Origin of the sequence: Candidatus Darwinibacter acetoxidans, assembly GCF_041936445.1 — a bacterium.
Classification (GTDB): domain Bacteria; phylum Bacillota; class Limnochordia; order Darwinibacteriales; family Darwinibacteriaceae; genus DTU010.
Genome location: NZ_JBHGXH010000021.1, coordinates 1 through 15,500, shown reverse-complemented (window position 1 = coordinate 15,500; position 15,500 = coordinate 1). Strand labels below are relative to the sequence as shown.

General features: G+C 60.0%; 14 protein-coding genes and 1 other annotated feature. All 14 genes read left to right on the top strand.

Annotation, left to right across the window (positions count from 1 at the left end; genetic code table 11):
• Positions 1 to 250: 250 nt before the first annotated feature.
• The 14 genes from ku to ACE4YL_RS00565 all read left to right on the top strand — a co-directional run bounded on the left by ku (position 251) and on the right by ACE4YL_RS00565 (position 15,078).
• The gene (gene ku, locus ACE4YL_RS00630; RefSeq protein ID WP_461365611.1) at positions 251 to 1,042 is read left to right on the top strand and encodes a non-homologous end joining protein Ku; all 792 of its coding nucleotides are present in this window, start codon (positions 251 to 253) and stop codon (positions 1,040 to 1,042) included.
• A 20-nt stretch (positions 1,043 to 1,062) separates the two neighbouring features.
• Positions 1,063 to 1,950, top strand: coding sequence for an ATP-dependent DNA ligase (locus tag ACE4YL_RS00625; protein WP_461365101.1), 888 nt, complete (start codon positions 1,063 to 1,065; stop codon positions 1,948 to 1,950).
• Positions 1,947 to 2,831 (top strand): non-homologous end-joining DNA ligase, encoded by an 885-nt coding sequence (gene ligD / locus ACE4YL_RS00620; RefSeq protein WP_461366927.1) that lies wholly within the window; start codon positions 1,947 to 1,949, stop codon positions 2,829 to 2,831. The genes ACE4YL_RS00625 and ligD overlap by 4 nt, the downstream gene beginning before the upstream one ends.
• A gap of 241 nt (positions 2,832 to 3,072) precedes the next feature.
• Positions 3,073 to 3,588: a translation initiation factor IF-3 gene (gene infC / locus ACE4YL_RS00615; protein ID WP_461358151.1), complete on the top strand. Its 516-nt coding sequence runs from the start codon at positions 3,073 to 3,075 to the stop codon at positions 3,586 to 3,588.
• Between the two features lie 12 nt (positions 3,589 to 3,600).
• On the top strand, positions 3,601 to 3,798 hold the full coding sequence (gene rpmI / locus ACE4YL_RS00610) for a 50S ribosomal protein L35 (RefSeq protein ID WP_461358150.1): 198 nt from the start codon (positions 3,601 to 3,603) through the stop codon (positions 3,796 to 3,798).
• 24 nt (positions 3,799 to 3,822) lie between these two features.
• On the top strand, positions 3,823 to 4,170 hold the full coding sequence (rplT, locus tag ACE4YL_RS00605) for a 50S ribosomal protein L20 (RefSeq protein WP_461358149.1): 348 nt from the start codon (positions 3,823 to 3,825) through the stop codon (positions 4,168 to 4,170).
• A 56-nt stretch (positions 4,171 to 4,226) separates the two neighbouring features.
• Complete coding sequence (locus ACE4YL_RS00600; protein ID WP_461358148.1) at positions 4,227 to 5,036, top strand: TrmH family RNA methyltransferase; 810 nt, start codon at positions 4,227 to 4,229, stop codon at positions 5,034 to 5,036.
• Between the two features lie 151 nt (positions 5,037 to 5,187).
• Positions 5,188 to 5,405: a binding site (T-box leader), on the top strand.
• A gap of 70 nt (positions 5,406 to 5,475) precedes the next feature.
• Positions 5,476 to 6,516 (top strand): phenylalanine--tRNA ligase subunit alpha, encoded by a 1,041-nt coding sequence (gene pheS, locus ACE4YL_RS00595; RefSeq protein ID WP_461358147.1) that lies wholly within the window; start codon positions 5,476 to 5,478, stop codon positions 6,514 to 6,516.
• Complete coding sequence (gene pheT, locus ACE4YL_RS00590; RefSeq protein ID WP_461358146.1) at positions 6,510 to 8,894, top strand: phenylalanine--tRNA ligase subunit beta; 2,385 nt, start codon at positions 6,510 to 6,512, stop codon at positions 8,892 to 8,894. Before pheS ends, pheT begins: the two co-directional genes overlap by 7 nt.
• A 48-nt stretch (positions 8,895 to 8,942) precedes the next feature.
• Entirely contained in the window at positions 8,943 to 9,203 is a 261-nt protein-coding gene (locus tag ACE4YL_RS00585) for a cell division protein ZapA (RefSeq protein WP_461358145.1), read from the top strand.
• A gap of 13 nt (positions 9,204 to 9,216) precedes the next feature.
• Positions 9,217 to 9,750 carry a CvpA family protein gene (locus tag ACE4YL_RS00580; RefSeq protein ID WP_461358144.1) on the top strand — a complete coding sequence of 178 codons (534 nt, stop codon included), beginning with the start codon at positions 9,217 to 9,219 and terminating at the stop codon, positions 9,748 to 9,750.
• Positions 9,751 to 9,877: 127 nt separating this feature from the next.
• A complete protein-coding gene (locus ACE4YL_RS00575; protein WP_461358143.1) occupies positions 9,878 to 10,582 on the top strand; it encodes an N-acetylmuramoyl-L-alanine amidase family protein in 705 nt (234 codons plus the stop codon).
• Positions 10,583 to 10,594: 12 nt separating this feature from the next.
• Positions 10,595 to 12,715: a DUF3656 domain-containing U32 family peptidase gene (locus tag ACE4YL_RS00570; protein WP_461360528.1), complete on the top strand. Its 2,121-nt coding sequence runs from the start codon at positions 10,595 to 10,597 to the stop codon at positions 12,713 to 12,715.
• Between the two features lie 14 nt (positions 12,716 to 12,729).
• Positions 12,730 to 15,078, top strand: a complete 2,349-nt coding sequence (locus ACE4YL_RS00565; protein ID WP_461365279.1) for an endonuclease MutS2 — start codon at positions 12,730 to 12,732, stop codon at positions 15,076 to 15,078.
• Positions 15,079 to 15,500 lie beyond the last annotated feature (422 nt).

The window sequence follows — 15,500 nt, the reverse complement described above, 5'->3', positions numbered from 1 at the left end:
TCCTCTTACTCTTGGCCGCTTCATGGTTCTCCCTAACCAACCATTCCAACTCTTGCCGTTCCGCGTAATCCAGGTGTTTTCCTTTTCTTCTTCTTCTGGTACAATGAACGTAGCTCATGGCTCCTCCCTGAACAATGATTTCGTTTTGCACCCTTACATTGTATCAGAGAGCCGTGAGCTTTTCTTTCACTTAATTCTACAAGTTGCCAGCTGGAGAACAATCAAACTAAAGCAAAAAAGAGGTGGGCCCATGCGGAGCATGTGGAAGGGTTCCCTGTCTTTTGGACTGGTGAATATTCCGGTGAAGATGTACACGGCCACCGAGCATAAAGATATCCGCTTCAACCAGCTGCACAGCCTCTGCCACACCCCCATCAGATACGAGAAGGTGTGCCCAAGCTGCGAACGGGCGGTGGACAGCAGCGAAATCGTCCGGGGTTATCAGTATGAAACGGGACGCTATGTCATTTTCGAGGACGAAGAACTGGAAAGCTTCGCCGAGAAAAGCTCCCGCACCATAGACATTCTGCGCTTTGTGGAGCTGGAGGAAATCGACCCCATCTACTACGACAAGACTTACTACCTGGAACCGGGGGAAACAGGGGGGAAGGCCTATGCCCTGCTCCAGGAAGCCCTGGCCCGCTCGGGCAAGATCGCCGTGGCCAAGATGACCATCCGCTCCAAATCGTCCCTGGCGGTGGTGCGGGTCTATCGTTCCCTGTTGGCCTTGGAAACCATCTTTTACCCAGATGAAATCAGGGATCACACTAGGCTCGCGCCCGCCCGGGTCCCTGTACAGGAACGGGAGCTGCAGATGGCCTTATCCTTGATCGAGAGTCTCACCGAGCCCTTCCAGCCCGAACACTACCAGGATGAACGGCGCCTGGGGCTGCAGGAGCTCATCGAGGCCAAGATCCGGGGCCGGGAAGTTGTGCTGGTGGAACCTGCGGCAGCTGACCGGCCCACCTTGGACCTGCTGGCTGCCCTACAGGCCTCCCTCCAGGCGCAGCAGGCTAAGGATACTCCCGAGGTGCGCCATTGAAGCCGGGGGAGTTTAGGCCCATGCTGCCGGTGCAGGAACCCCTGGGGGAGGAGGAGGGGTTTATCCACGAGATCAAGTGGGACGGCTTTCGCGCCCTGGCCTATCTCCAGGGGGGTAAGGTGCTTCTGGAAAGCCGGGGAGGGCACAGCCTCAACCGGCGCTTTCCCCAGATCGCCAGCTTCCTCGGGCAAAAAGAGTGGCAGGCAGTGCTCGATGGTGAGATCGTCGCTTTCCGTCCCGGGGGAGAAGCGGATTTTTCCCTGCTGAAGAGCGGTTCCGCCCGGATGATCTGCTATGTTGCCTTTGACCTGCTCTTCTTGGCGGGGGAAAACCTCTGCCCCCAGCCTTGGCAGCGGCGCCGGGCGCTTTTGGAGGAACTGGTGGAGAGCGCGGGCCCACTGCTGCTTTCACCCCTTTTGCCGGGAAGCCTGGGGGAAAACCTCCGGCGTGCCCGGGAGCACGGTTGGGAGGGGATCATTTCCAAACACAGGCAGTCCCCCTATCTCCCTGGGGAACGCTCGCCCTGGTGGCGCAAGCACAAGATCCTGCGCACTCTGGACGCGGTGGTGGTGGGGCTGCGGCTCCGGGGTAGGCAGGTGCGTTCTTTGGCTCTGGGACTCTTTTGCCCAGATGACAGGCTGGTTTATCTGGGCAGCTGCGGCAGCGGACTCGGTTTGCGGGAGCGGGAGTTCCTGGAGCAAGCCTCAATCCTCCTGCACACGGACCGTCCCCCGGTGGATAATCCTCCCCCTGCTGATGGTTCTTGGGTTTGGTTTCAGCCCCATTTAGTGGCGGAAGTGGAGTATTTGGAACTCACCGCTCAAAAGCGCCTGAGGCATCCGGTGTTTCTCCGCTTCCGCTTTGATAAAAGGCCGCAGGAATGCCAATGGACAGGTGACCAGCTGTGAACTCCCGTCAGGTGGTGCAGATCGCCGGTAAAGAGGTGGTGCTTTCCAATCTGGACAAGGTGCTCTGGCCCAAGGCTGGGCTGACCAAAGCGGATCTGCTCAGTTATTACGCCAGCCTCTACCCCTATCTGCAGCCCCACTGGCAGGGGCGGGCCCTGACTGTGACCCGCTATCCCCACGGGGTGGAGGGCAGCTCCTTTTACCAAAAGAACGTACCCTCAGGGGCGCCGCCCTGGGTTGAGGTCTGCTCCATCGGTGAGGTGAGCTATGTGGTGGCTAACGACCTGGCCACCATTATCTGGCTGGCCAACTCCGGCGCCCTCGAGGTTCACCCATCAACTTATTTGGCCACTAGACCAGAAGTGCCCAGCTATGCTATTATCGACCTGGATCCCACCGCACCCTTGGGATTTGAGGCCGCGGTGGAGGTGGCCAGGTTTACCCGGGAGCTCCTGGAAGAGCTTGGTCTGAGGGGCTATCCCAAGCTCTCTGGAGCCACGGGCATCCACATCTACTTGCCTTTGGCGGAGACGAGTTTCGAGTTCAGTTCGGAATTGGTACGCCAGATCGGTGTCGCCCTCAAGAGCCGCTATCCGGAGAAGATCACCCTGGAGCGGCTGGTGAAAAAGCGGCAGGGTGTCTATGTGGATTACCTGCAGAACAGCCCCGGTAAGACCATGGTGGGAGTGTACAGCCCCCGGCCAACACCCTACGCCACGGTATCCACGCCTGTGAGCTGGTCTGATCTCGAATGGTGTCGGCCGGAGGACTTCACCATCAAGACGGTCCCCCAGTGGGTGCAGGCGCGGGGTGATCTCTTCCGGGGGGTGCTGCAGCCCCAATCCCTGGATCCTTTGCTTTTTTCTCGTACCAATTCTTGACGGGTAGTACAATACTATGTTATACTTCAACCGTTAGTTAAGCAGAAGCCACCGCTTCTCACCTTGTGACTACGTGTCTTCAAGGTTAAGACCCTCAAGAGAGTTTTTTCCGCGAGAATGTAGCTCTACAATGTGGGGAGTACGGGTGGCAGGAGCCATCCGTTTTTTGCATCTATGAGACTGGAGGGGTGACACCATTAGCAAAGATCTAAGAGTGAACGAAGGGATTCGAGCTCGCGAGGTGCGTGTTGTCGATACCAACGGCGAACAGTTGGGGATCATGAGTGTGCGCGAGGCCCTGAATATTGCGGCGGACAGGGGTTTGGACCTGGTTGAAGTGGCGCCAAACGCCCGGCCTCCCGTATGCCGCATTATGGATTATGGCAAGCACCGCTATGAGCAGAGCAAGCGTGATAAGGCTGCCAAGAAGAAGCAGAAGATTGTCAACGTCAAGGAAATCCGCATGAGCCCCAAGATCGACGAACACGATTTTGAAGTGAAGCTGCGGGCAGCCGATCGGTTTTTGAAGGCAGGCGACAAGGTGAAAGTCGCGGTTCGCTTCCGGGGCAGGGAGATCGTCCACGCGGACCTGGCCAAGACGAAACTGGAGAATTTAGCTGCTCAGCTTCGGGAAATAGCCGTTGTTGAACGCCCGCCCAAGTTGGAAGGTAGGCAGATGATCGCGGTACTAGCCCCTAGAACCGATGGCCAAAAAACGGAGAAGAAGAAGGCAGAAAACGTCGAAGTAGATAATTAGGAGGTGTGCAGGGTGCCGAAGATGAAGACCCACCGGGGTGCAGCCAAGAGGTTTAAAGTGACCGGTACAGGCAAGATTGTCAAGAACAGTTCCAACAGAAGACACAAGCTGGGGAAAAAGTCCTCGAAGCGCAAACGCCAACTGAGAATTGCCATGGTGGCGAGCCAGCCCGACGCCAAGCGCGTACAAGAGCTTCTGCCGTATAAATAGATGTCTAATTAGGAGGAAAGAGCAATGCCTAGAGTAAAAGGTGGTCCCGCCACTCGTCAGCGGCGCAAGAGAGTCCTGAAGCTTGCCAAGGGCTATTATGGTGATAAGAGCAAGAAATACCGCGTAGCTAAGCAGGCGGTCATGAAGTCCGGCAACTATGCCTACCGTGATCGCAAGGCGAAAAAGCGTGATTTCCGCAGATTGTGGATCGCCCGGATCAACGCAGCTGCCCGCATGAACGGCATGTCCTACAGCACGTTCATCTCCGGTCTTAAAAGAAACGGTGTGGCAGTGAACCGCAAAGTCCTTGCTGATCTGGCTGTGCACGATCAGGACGCGTTCGCCGAGCTGGTGGCCATTGCTAAACAGTAGCTTGAAAAAGCATTCCGGGTGGGTTAACCTCCCGGTCTTTTTATCTGGAGGCGGATATGACCGAACGGGGGAAGATTGTAAGCAGGCAGAATGAGCGGATTCGGGAAGCGAAGAAACTGGGGCAGAGAAAATACCGGGAACAGCGGGGACTGTTTTTGGTGGAAGGCGTACGCCTGGTGGAGGAGGCCCTGGCCGCCGGCGCGGTGGAACAGCTCTTTTTCACCGAGCGCCTCTTGGCTTCACCCCGGGGGCAGGTCCTGGTTAGCCGCGCTGAGGCCCGGGGCGTGCAGCTTTTTGCCTGCAGCGAAGGGGTGCTGGTGGAACTCACCGACACAGTTCAGGCCCAGGGAGTCGTCGCCGTAGCCCGCAAGCCCAGCTGGCCGCAGCCGGCCCCAGGAGTTTTGGTCATCGCCGATGAGATCCAGGATCCTGGAAACATGGGTGCCCTGCTGCGCACCGCGCTGGGCGCGGGGGTGCAGGGCTTGTTTGTGGTGAAAGGTTCTGTGGACCTCTACAGTCCCAAAGTGCTGCGGGCCAGCATGGGAGCCATTTTTCAGCTGCCCAACTGGCCTGTGGAGCGGCAGGAGGTGTTGGCGTTCTTGGAAAAGACTGGAGCAGCCCTGGTGGCAGCCGACCTGGAGCAGGCGGAGGATTTTTGGCAGGTGGCCTATCCCCAGAATTTGGCAGTAGTGATCGGCAATGAGGCCCGGGGCGTGCACCCCAGCTTCCGCCAGCGGGCAGACCTGGTGGTACGCATTCCCCTGGTGGGGCCCGTGGAGTCGCTCAATGCTTCCGTGGCAGCGGGGGTGCTGCTTTACGAGATCCTGCGCCAACACCGTTGTTCCTCGGCTGATTCTGTGCTATAATAGCGATGTCTTACTAAGCGCGTGGGGAGGGTCACTGGTGAAGCTAACACCTCAGGTTGTGTGGCAGATGTTCCGAACCACAGGGTCAGTAAGTGCGTATCTTTTGTACAGACAGCTCCTGGCGTATAACAAAGGTTTGCTCCATTGATAGATAAAGGCGATGAGGGAGGCCAGTAAACCCATGGACTCCACAGAGAGGGAAGACCAGAGGCTGCGAGTCTTCCTGGATGGGAAGTGGGTTGAATTCGCTCCTAAGCTGCGGACTGAAGTAGCAGTAGGTCCAGCCGGATTCCTCCGTTACAGGATTTGAGTGGGCCAGCTGAAAAGCGGCCAACTAGGGTGGTACCGCGTACTTCTTGCGTCCCTTGGCGGGATGTGAGAAGTCTTTTTTTATCGGCAGCATTGTCTGGCGAATGTGCAGTGTAGGGAGGTTGTGGCAGTGTTGAACAGAGTGGAAGAGATTAGAAAGAGTGCCTTGGCGGCCTGTGCCCAGGCGGCCAGTGTCAAGGAGCTGGAGCAGGCGCGGGTGAAGTTCCTGGGCAAAAAGGGCGAACTGACGCTGCTTTTGCGCAGCACCGGCCAGCTGCCGCCGGAAGAGCGGCCCAAATTCGGCCGGCTGGTGAATGAACTCCGGGATGAGCTGGAAGCCGCTTGGAACCAGCGGGAGGAACAGCTCTTCCGGGAGGAGGAAGAGCGCAGGCTGCAGGCGGAAACCATTGATGTGACCCTGCCGGGACGGACCATTGCCCGGGGCAGTGTGCATCCCATAACCCGCATCATTGAGGAGACCAAGGCCATCTTCATGTACATGGGCTATGAGGTTGTGGAAGGGCCCGAAGTGGAATGGGATTACTACAACTTCGAAGCCCTCAATATCCCGCCGGACCATCCCGCCCGGGATATACAGGACACCTTTTTCATCACGGAGGAGCTGCTTCTGCGGAGCCAAACTTCTCCCGTGCAGGTCCGGGTTATGGAGAAGAGGCAGCCCCCGATCCGCATCTTAGCCCCGGGTAAGGTGTACCGGGCCGATTCGGATATCACCCATTCGCCCATGTTCCATCAAATCGAGGGGTTGGTGGTGGATCGGGGGATCACCTTCGCCGATCTCAAGGGCACCCTGGAGCTCTTTGCCCGGCGGATGTTCGGACCGGACATCAAGATCCGCCTGCGCCCCAGCTACTTCCCGTTCACAGAACCCAGTGCGGAGGTGGACGTCTCCTGCATCATCTGCCGGGGAGCCGGCTGCCGGGTGTGCAAGGACACCGGCTGGCTGGAGATCCTCGGGTCTGGAATGGTGGATCCAAGGGTTTTGAAGGGAGTAGGTTATGATCCCCAGGAGGTAAGTGGATTTGCTTTTGGCATGGGCGTTGAACGCATCGCCATGCTCAAATACGGGGTCAATGACATTAGGCTCTTTTTCGAAAACGATGTACGTTTTCTAGCGCAGTTCGGCAGTCAGGGGGGACTTCTATGTTAGTAAGTTATAGATGGCTGCAGGATTACGTTGAGATTCCCTGGGAACCGGCGGAGTTGGCGGAAAGGCTGACCATGGCCGGCCTAGAGGTGGAAGGGATTACGCCGCTGGCCCCCGATCTGGAGCGGGTCTATGTTGGCTTCGTCCAGGAAGTCCAAGACCATCCCGGGGCAGAAAACCTCAAGGTGTGCTCCGTTGACGTGGGCGCACAGGGCGCCTATTCCATCATCTGCGGTGCCCCAAATGTGGGTGCTGGGCAGACGGTGCCCGTGGCCTTGGAAGGAGCAGTGCTGCCGGGGGGACTGGCCATCAGACCCACGGAAATCCGGGGCGTGCTCTCCCAGGGCATGATCTGCTCCCAGGCTGAACTTGGCATCAGTGACGATCACGCGGGCATCTGGGTGCTGCCCCCTGAGCTTACCCCCGGCCAGCCCCTGGTGGAAGCTCTGGGACTGGACGATGTGATCCTGGATGTTTCGGTCTATGCCAACCGGCCCGACTGTATGAGCGTCATCGGCATCGCCCGGGAGATCGCGGCCTTGACAGGGAACCAGCTGCGCCTGCCTGCCTTGGACTATGAGGAGTTGGCTGTCCCCATCACGGAGCGCACCAGCGTCACGGTGGAAGATCAGGAGCGCTGTCCCCGCTACACCGCGGCCCTCCTGGAAGGGGTACGCATCGGCAAGTCCCCCCTCTGGATGCAGCTGCGTCTCCTGGCCGCGGGCATGCGGCCCATCAACAACGTGGTGGATATTACCAACTACGTGATGCTGGAGACGGGCCAGCCCCTCCACGCCTTTGACTTCGCCCGACTGGCGGAAGGGCGGCTGGTGATCCGCACCGCCCGGCCCGGGGAGGAGATCGTGACGCTGGACGGCGAAAGGCGCGCGCTGACCCCGGAAATGCTGGTGATCTGCGATGCCCACTCCCCCAAGTGCATAGCTGGCATCATGGGCGGTGAGGATAGTGAGGTAACGGACCAGACCACCACCATTTTGCTGGAAAGTGCCAACTTTTCTCCCTTGAGTGTGCGCAGGACCTCCCGGGCTTTAGGTTTGAGCTCCGAGTCCTCCAGCCGCTTCGAGAAGGGGATCGATCCCCAGGGAACCATCTTGGCCAGCAGAAGGGCGCTGCACCTTCTGCAGCGGCTGGCCGGTGCCCAGATCTATGCCGGGCACATTGATGTGGATGCCGCTGACGGCCAACGGACCGTCATCGACTTTGAGCTCAGGGAGGTGGAGCGGCTGCTGGGTACCGCCGTTCCCCGGCAGGATGTTATCCGCATCTTGCGCTCTCTGGAGTTTGGCATTGAGGAGCCTTCTCCTGATCTGTTGAGGGTAACTGTCCCTTCCCACCGCCGCGACGTGGAGCTCCCGGCTGACCTGGTGGAAGAGGTTGTGCGCATCTGGGGGCTGGAAAATATTCCTAGCACCCTGCCTCCGGACCGAGCCAGCTCAGGGGGGCAGAGCCAGCGTTTGGCCCTGGTCGCGCATCTCCGGGAAGTCTTGGTGGGGGCTGGTCTCCAGGAAGCCCTGAGCTACAGCTTCGGGCGGCCCGACTGTTACCAGCGCCTACAGCGGGCGGAGGAGCCCATGATCCGGCTGCAGAACCCCATTTCTGAAGATTTATCGGTGCTGCGCCTGAGCCTTTTGCCCGGGCTTTTGGAAGCGGTGGGCCTCAATGCCAGCCGGCAGCAGGAGCGGGCCGCCCTCTTTGAGATCGGTGCTGTCTACCTGCCGGAAATGCCCTTGGTTCAGCAGCCCAGGGAGGAACTGCGGCTAGGTTTGATCTTGTGGGGCCGCCGCACCGCCGTAAACTGGGCCATGGACGATGGGGAGTTTGACTTTTACGACCTCAAGGGCCTGGTGGAGCTGCTCCTGCCCTGGAGTGAGTTGGATTGGAGCAGGGGAACGGATCCTTCCTTCCATCCCGGCCGCCAGATGAGCCTGCACTACGCAGGGAGCGCGATCGGCGTTTTCGGCGAGCTCCATCCCCAAGTTCTGCGCAACTACAAGGTCCCGGGCAGGGCCTATGCTGCCGAGTTCCGCCTGGAGGAGCTTCTGCCCCTCTTCAAGCAGACACCCTACTTCAAGCCGCTGCCGCGCTTTCCCGCGGTGGATCGGGATTTGGCGGTGGTGGTCGATGCTGGGCAGCCCGTTGGCGAAATGCTGGCTGCCTTGCGGGAGCTGGCCGGCGACCTGCTGCAGGTGCTCACCGTTTTCGACGTTTACGCAGGACCGCCCATCCCCGCTGGGAAGAAGAGTGTCGCCTTTGCCTTCCGCTTCCAGGGTGACCGCACCCTCACCGATGCGGAGATCAATGCCATTATGGAGCGCTGTCTGCAGGGCTTGAGGGAGCGGTTCGGCGCAGAAAGACGCTAGGAGGAAATGGCCGAGGGGAGTAGAATTGAGAAGGGGGAGGGATAGGTCGTGAGCACGGCACAAGAGGTAAAGTCGGTGCGGGTGCAGATCCTCGGTGAAGAGCATATCGTCAGAGGTCAGGCTTCGGAGGAGTACATCAAGGCCCTGGCGGCTTCGGTGAATGAACGTATGGTAGAAGTGCAGAAGAGCAATCCCCTGCTGCCTCGTTACCGGGTAGCGATCTTAGTCGCCCTCAACCTCCTCAATGAGCTGGAAAAACTTAGGGCAGAGCATGAGGAGCTGCTGGCTTTGATGGAAGAAGCCAAGTGAGCGGAGGGTTGGCATGATCGGGAAGTGGATCGACCTGGTGGTTTTGGTATGCCTAGCCCTGGGTCTCCTCAAAGGTTTCAAGAAAGGTCTCATCCGGGAGCTGTTCAGCCTGATGGGGGCTATCCTGGCCATCATCGTCGCCTACCACAGCTACCAGAGCCTGGCTATGGTGCTCATGGCCAACTATGAGCTGTCCACTTGGCAGGCGCAGACCATCTCTTTTGTGGCCCTGCTGCTGGGCATCAGCCTGCTGGGAGCCTTCTTCGGCTATGTTTGGTCCAAGGCCATCAGCTTTACTCCCTTTTCCATACTGGATCACCTGGGGGGAGCGGCTTTCGGGGTGCTGAAGGTGGTGGCGGTGGTGCTGATTGTGCTCATCGCCACCAGTGCCGTGGATATCGCGGTGCTCAACGCCATGCTCAGCGAGTCGGTGGTCCTGCAGCAGATCGATCTGCTGCTGCCCTACGTTTACCAATACTTAGATCACTACTGGCCGGAAGATCTCCAGCGGCCATCGTGGCTCTTTCCGGCCGCCAACTCAGCGTAACAGCGCTGGAACCCTGCGAGAGCAGGGTTTTCTTGGGTCAGCTTCGCTTCCCTGCCATAAGCCCCGGAACTTGCCTAGAGGAAGGAAAGCCCCTGGCTAGAAAGACTTCTAGCAGGGGGGTTAGGCTGTGCGTAAAACGCTGGTTTTGCATTCTCACCTCTGGGCAACAGTGCTCATGCTGGTGATGTTTGTGGTTTCCACCTTGACCGGTTCCCGCACTCCCGGTGGCCAGGAATTGCTCTCGGGCCCCCGGTATCTGCAGGGTAAAGTGATCGTTTTGGATCCCGGCCATGGCGGAGGCGACCCGGGAACAGTGGGAGTGGGTCCCTCCAGCGAGGCTGAAAACGTGCTGGCCGTCGCTTGGGAGCTCAAAGGCATGCTGGAACGGGCCGGGGCCAAGGTGATCATGACCCGGAGCAGCGACCAAAGTCCAGCTTGGGGCACCGTCTATGCGGAAAAGGAGAACGGCCAGCTGGCGGTGCGGGTGGCTGCCGCCAACCGCAGCAGCGGCCAGATCTTCATCTCGCTGCACAATGACTGGCATGCCGACAGCAGCGTCTCTGGAACGTCTGTTCACTATTACAAAAGCCAGGATTTGGCCCTGGCGGAGGCTCTGCAGCGCTCTCTGGCCCGCCACCTGGATACGGTGGACTTGGGCGTGCGCCGCAGCAATTTCTACGTGCTGCGGAACACCACCATGCCGGCGGCTTTGGTGGAAATCGGCTTTTTGAGCAATGCGCAGGAAGCGGCGCGCTTAGCTCAGCCCACCTACCGGCTGGAGGTGGCGCGGGCGCTGCTGATGGGCATCAATGAATATTTCGCGTCGTTCTAAGGAGGAACTTCGGTGGAGTTATTGGCACCCGCAGGATCCTTTGAGGCCCTGCGCGCCGCGGTGGAAAACGGTGCCGATGCGGTCTATCTAGGCGGTAAAGCCTACAGCGCCCGGGCTGCAGCGGCTAATTTTACCGCGGAAGAACTGCAGGCAGCCCTGGACTACTGCCACATCCGGGGCGTTAAGGTCTATGTCACCGTAAACACCCTGCTGCGCGACGATGAGCTGGATGATGCTTTGGCCTACCTTGGGGATCTTTACCGCTGGGGGGCCGATGCGGTCATAGTCCAGGATCTGGGGCTGATCAGGCGGGCCCGGGAGGAGCTGCCCGCCTTGGAACTGCACGGGAGCACCCAGATGACTCTGCACAATGCGGGAGATGTGCAGGCCGCGGAGGAGCTGGGCTTGCGCAGGGTCGTCTTGGCCCGGGAACTGGGCCTGTCGGACATTGCCCAGATCAGCCGGCGGACCAGTCTGGAGCTGGAGGTTTTCGTCCACGGTGCGCTCTGCATCTGCTACTCGGGGCAGTGCCTCCTGAGCAGCTTAATCGGAGGCCGCAGCGGCAACCGGGGCCGCTGCGCCCAGCCCTGCCGGCAGCCCTATGAGCTCCTGGGCCTGGAGGTTCCCGGGGAATACGTGCTTTCGCCGCGGGATCTCTGCCTCATCGACTACCTCCAGGAGCTGCAGGAGGCAGGTGCCGTTTCTTTAAAGATCGAGGGACGGCTGAAGAGCCCCGATTACGTGGGTGTTGTGGTGCGCACGTACCGGGCGGCCCTGGATGGCCGGCCCTTCGACCGCGGGGAGCTGGCCGAGGTGTTCAACCGGGGTTTCACCACCGCTTATATCCAGGACCGGACGCCCACTGACCTCATTACATATCATCCGCCCCAAAAAGCCCAGCGGACCGGAAGCGCCAGGGCAAGCTACAGTTCACCCCGGGCCCTGCGGAAGGTGAAGGCCCGGCTCTGGGCCAAGGTGGCCCTGGGTCACAGCCTGCAGCTGACCCTAGTGGACGAGGATGGAGTCCAGGCTGACTTGCGGGGGAGCATCCCCGCGCAGCCTGCCCGGGGCGCCGGGTTCACGGAAGAACTGCTCCGGGAGAAGCTCCTCCGCTTGGGCAATGATCCCCTGGAGATTGTGGAGTTCCGGGCGGAGCTGGGGGAAGGTCTGCACCTGCCCGTAAGCGAGCTTAACCGCGCCAGGCGGGAGCTGGTCGCGCTTTGGGAGCGGGAGCGTTTAGCAGGGTATAGGCATAGGGAGTCTATGCCAATCCAGCACCAAGGACTAGCTCCGATGCGGCGGCAGCCCGGGGAGCTCAAGATCGCGGTGACCGTTTCCGATCTGGCTGGCACGGAAGCGGCTCTGCGAGCCGGTGCGGATATCATCTACTTCTCCGGCCAGGTCTACAGCCGAGCTTACTCCAACTGGCTGACTGAGCTTACCCCAGCCTGGGAGCTGGGACGGGAGGCGCAGGTCCCGGTGTTTGTCCATCTGGAAAGGATAACGGAAAACCAGATGCTGGCTGAGCTGGAGCGAGCGCTGCAGGGCCAGCCCTTTGACGGTGTGCTTGTGGGTAATTTCGGAACCTGGCGCAGCCTGCGGGACCGCTTCCCGGGGCTGCCGGTGCACGCCGACTGGTCCTTTAACCTGTTTAACTCTTGGACTGCCTGGCAGCTGGCTGAAGCTGGCGCCTCTTTGGTTACCGCCTCCCTAGAGCTGAAGCTGAGTGAGATCAAGCGGATCTGCCAGCATGCCCCAGTGGAGGTGGCGGTTGTGGCCCACGGGCCCGTAGAATCCATGATTACCAAGCACTGTTGGTTTCGGGACCAGGGCTGCCGCGGGCAGTGCCAGGACCAAGAGCTCAAGCTCAGGGACAAGAAAGGTTTTGTCTTTCCGGTCAAGTTCGATCGCTGGTGCAGGATGCACATTTTCAACTCCCGGGAGCTTTCCCTCCTGGGCCACATCGGGCAGCTGCAGGCCAGCGGCATCAGCTACCTGCGCATCGAGGGTCGCACCAAAGACCCAGCTTGGATCGGCCAAGTGGTGGCGGCCTACAGGCGCGGGCTGCGGGGAGAGCAGGTGGAGCTGCCGGGTGAGTTCACGAAGGGCCACTATTTTCGCGGTGTGCTGTAAGGTGGTGTCACAGGATGAATGAAAAGAGCCTCAGGGTTTTGGAATGGCTGAAAGTGCGGGAGCTGGTGGCGGAGCGCACCAGTTTTTCCTTGAGCCGGGAGTTAATGGGCCAGCTCCAGCCCTCAACCGATTTCAACGAGGTGGTCAGTTCCCTCACCTTGACCTCTGAAGGGGTGCGTCTTTTGTGGAAGCACGGAGAGCCCCCCTTCGGTGGAGCAAGTGATATTCGCGCCGTGGTGGGCCGGGCCCGCCTGGGGGGCGTTTTGGATCCCCTGCAGCTGCTGGCCGTGGCTGATCTTCTTTACTGCGTGGGCCAGCTCAAGCGCTACTTAGCGGAAGAAGAGGGGCCCTTAGCTGAATTCCACCAGAGGCTGCAGCCCCTCAAGGGCATGCGGGAAGAAATAGAGCGCTGTTTAGATCATGATGGCACGGTGCGGGATTGGGCCTCGCCGGAGCTGGGGAGAATCCGCAGCAAAATGCGGACGCTGGCCAACCGCCTCAAAGAGCGCCTGGAAAACCTGATCCATTCGCCGGCTATGCAGAAGGTCCTCCAGGAACCCATCATAACAGTGCGGAGCGGCCGCTACGTGGTACCGGTGAAAAGCGAGTTCCGCAGCAAATTCCAGGGGATCGTCCACGATCAGTCCGGAAGCGGGGCCACCTTGTTCATGGAGCCGGCCTTTGCCGTGGAGCTGAACAATGAGCTGAGCATTGCCGCCCAGGAGGAACAGGCGGAAGTGGAGCGCATCCTAAGGCGGTTGAGCTCAGCCGTGGGGGAACAGGCGCAGGTTCTTCTGGACAACCTCCAGGTGGTGACGGAACTGGACTGCATTTTCGCCAAAGCCCGTTTCAGCCGGGCGGTGGATGGCGTGGCTCCGGTGCTGAACAGGGAGGGCCGGATCCATATCAAGCAGGGCAGGCATCCTCTGCTCACCGGGGAAGTGGTGCCCATTGACATCTGGCTGGGTGGCGATTTTCATGTTCTGGTGATCACCGGGCCCAACACCGGCGGCAAGACGGTCACCCTGAAAACAGTGGGCCTGTTCTGCCTCATGGCCCAGGCGGGATTGCACATCCCGGCCGCGCCAGGCTCCACCCTCCCTGTTTTCCAGGGCATCTACGCCGATATCGGCGATGAACAGAGCATCGAACAGAGCTTGAGCACCTTCTCTTCCCACATGAGCACCATAGTCCAGATCCTTAAAGAGCTCAAGGACGATTCCCTGGTGCTCCTGGATGAGCTAGGGGCGGGAACTGACCCCACGGAAGGCGCAGCCTTGGCCACGGCCATCTTGGATTACCTGCGCACCCGGGGAGTGCATACCGTGGCCACCACCCACTATTCGGAACTGAAGACCTACGCCTACAACCATGAGGGCGTGGAAAACGCCAGTGTGGAGTTTGACCTGGAAACCCTCAGGCCTACGTACCGCCTATCCATCGGTATCCCTGGCAAGAGCAACGCCTTTGCCATTTCCAAGCGGTTGGGGCTGCCGGTTGAGATCGTGGAGCGTGGCCAGGCCCTGCTCTCTTCCGGGCATGTGCAGGTGGAGGACTTGATCGCCGAGATGGAAAGGAGCCGCCGCCAAGCTGAGGCGGACCGCCAGGCCGCCCAGCAGCTGCGCAGGGAGTACGAGGAGCTGAAGGCTCAATATGAAAAGAAGCTCCAGGTACTGGCTGAAAACCGGGAGGAGCTCTTGGAAGAGGCCCGGGCGGAAGCGCTGGCCCTGGTGGAGCAGGCCCAAAACGACATCAACCAGATCCTGGGGGAAGCCCGACGCCTGAGCCGCCAAGAGTTGGAGGAAAGGGTGAAGGAGTACCGGGAGCACCTTACGGCCCGCAGTACCGAGCTGCGCAGCCAGCGCCGGGAAAGGCCCAAGGCTCTAGGCCCCCAGGACCTCAAGCGGGGAGAAGAAGTGCGCATCAAAAGCCTGCGGCAGACAGGCTTTGTCCTGGAGCCGCCGGGCCCGGACGGCGATGTCCAGGTGCAGGTGGGCATCATGAAGATCACCGTGAAGCTGGAGGACTTGGAGCGCAGCGAGGGATCCCAGCCCCAGGAGCGGAAAGCTGTGGGGGGCACCCGCCGGGCCCATCTGGCCAAGAGCTCCCACATCAGCTCTGAGCTGGATTTGCGGGGTAAAACCGTGGAGGAGGGTCTGGCCTTGGTGGATAAATACCTGGATGACGCTTTCCTCTCGTCGCTTGGACGGGTGCGCCTGATCCACGGCAAGGGGACGGGTACTTTAGGGGAAGCCATCCAGCGGTATCTAGCCGGTCATCCCCATGTGCGGGGGTACCGCTACGCCGAGCCCAATCAAGGTGGGCACGGGGTAACGATTGTGGAACTCCATCAGTCCAGTTAAGCAAAGGGAAGCACTGCCTGAGTGCTTCCTTTCGTGGTGCGCCCGGCATGTCTACCGAGCCGATGGGTTGAGAGAAACCCTACCGCCCAACCAGCGGGAAGGTAACCAGCAGGCAAGGGCGCCACTGGCAACAGTGGGGTCTGGAGGAAGCCGAGGGGGTGCCTTGGAACATAGCGCAAGCGAACCTTTCTTTTGTGTAGCTACCAGGTTTACCCTGTTGTGACGCGATGAACAGGCCGCAACTTCTCACGGGTGAGACCTGCTAGCCGAACTCCACAATTCGGCGCGGCAGGCATTTAGCAAAAAATGGAGAAAAGCATGGAAAAGAGGGGCTAAGCCCAAGAGGTGAGCTTCTCAGCGAGAGGGGGCGCTGCAATTGCACTTTCGGGGGATATTCCGGCGAAAACGCAAGGGTGAGGCCG

What these genes read in the sequence shown, in the direction of transcription:
- pheT (WP_461358146.1), top strand. Translation starts at nt 6,510, where the DNA reads ATGTTAGTAAGTTATAGATGGCTGCAGGATTACGTTGAGATTCCCTGG.
- rplT (WP_461358149.1), top strand. Translation starts at nt 3,823, where the DNA reads ATGCCTAGAGTAAAAGGTGGTCCCGCCACTCGTCAGCGGCGCAAGAGA.
- ACE4YL_RS00565 (WP_461365279.1), top strand. Translation starts at nt 12,730, where the DNA reads ATGAATGAAAAGAGCCTCAGGGTTTTGGAATGGCTGAAAGTGCGGGAG.
- ACE4YL_RS00625 (WP_461365101.1), top strand. Translation starts at nt 1,063, where the DNA reads ATGCTGCCGGTGCAGGAACCCCTGGGGGAGGAGGAGGGGTTTATCCAC.
- ACE4YL_RS00580 (WP_461358144.1), top strand. Translation starts at nt 9,217, where the DNA reads ATGATCGGGAAGTGGATCGACCTGGTGGTTTTGGTATGCCTAGCCCTG.
- ku (WP_461365611.1), top strand. Translation starts at nt 251, where the DNA reads ATGCGGAGCATGTGGAAGGGTTCCCTGTCTTTTGGACTGGTGAATATT.
- ACE4YL_RS00600 (WP_461358148.1), top strand. Translation starts at nt 4,227, where the DNA reads ATGACCGAACGGGGGAAGATTGTAAGCAGGCAGAATGAGCGGATTCGG.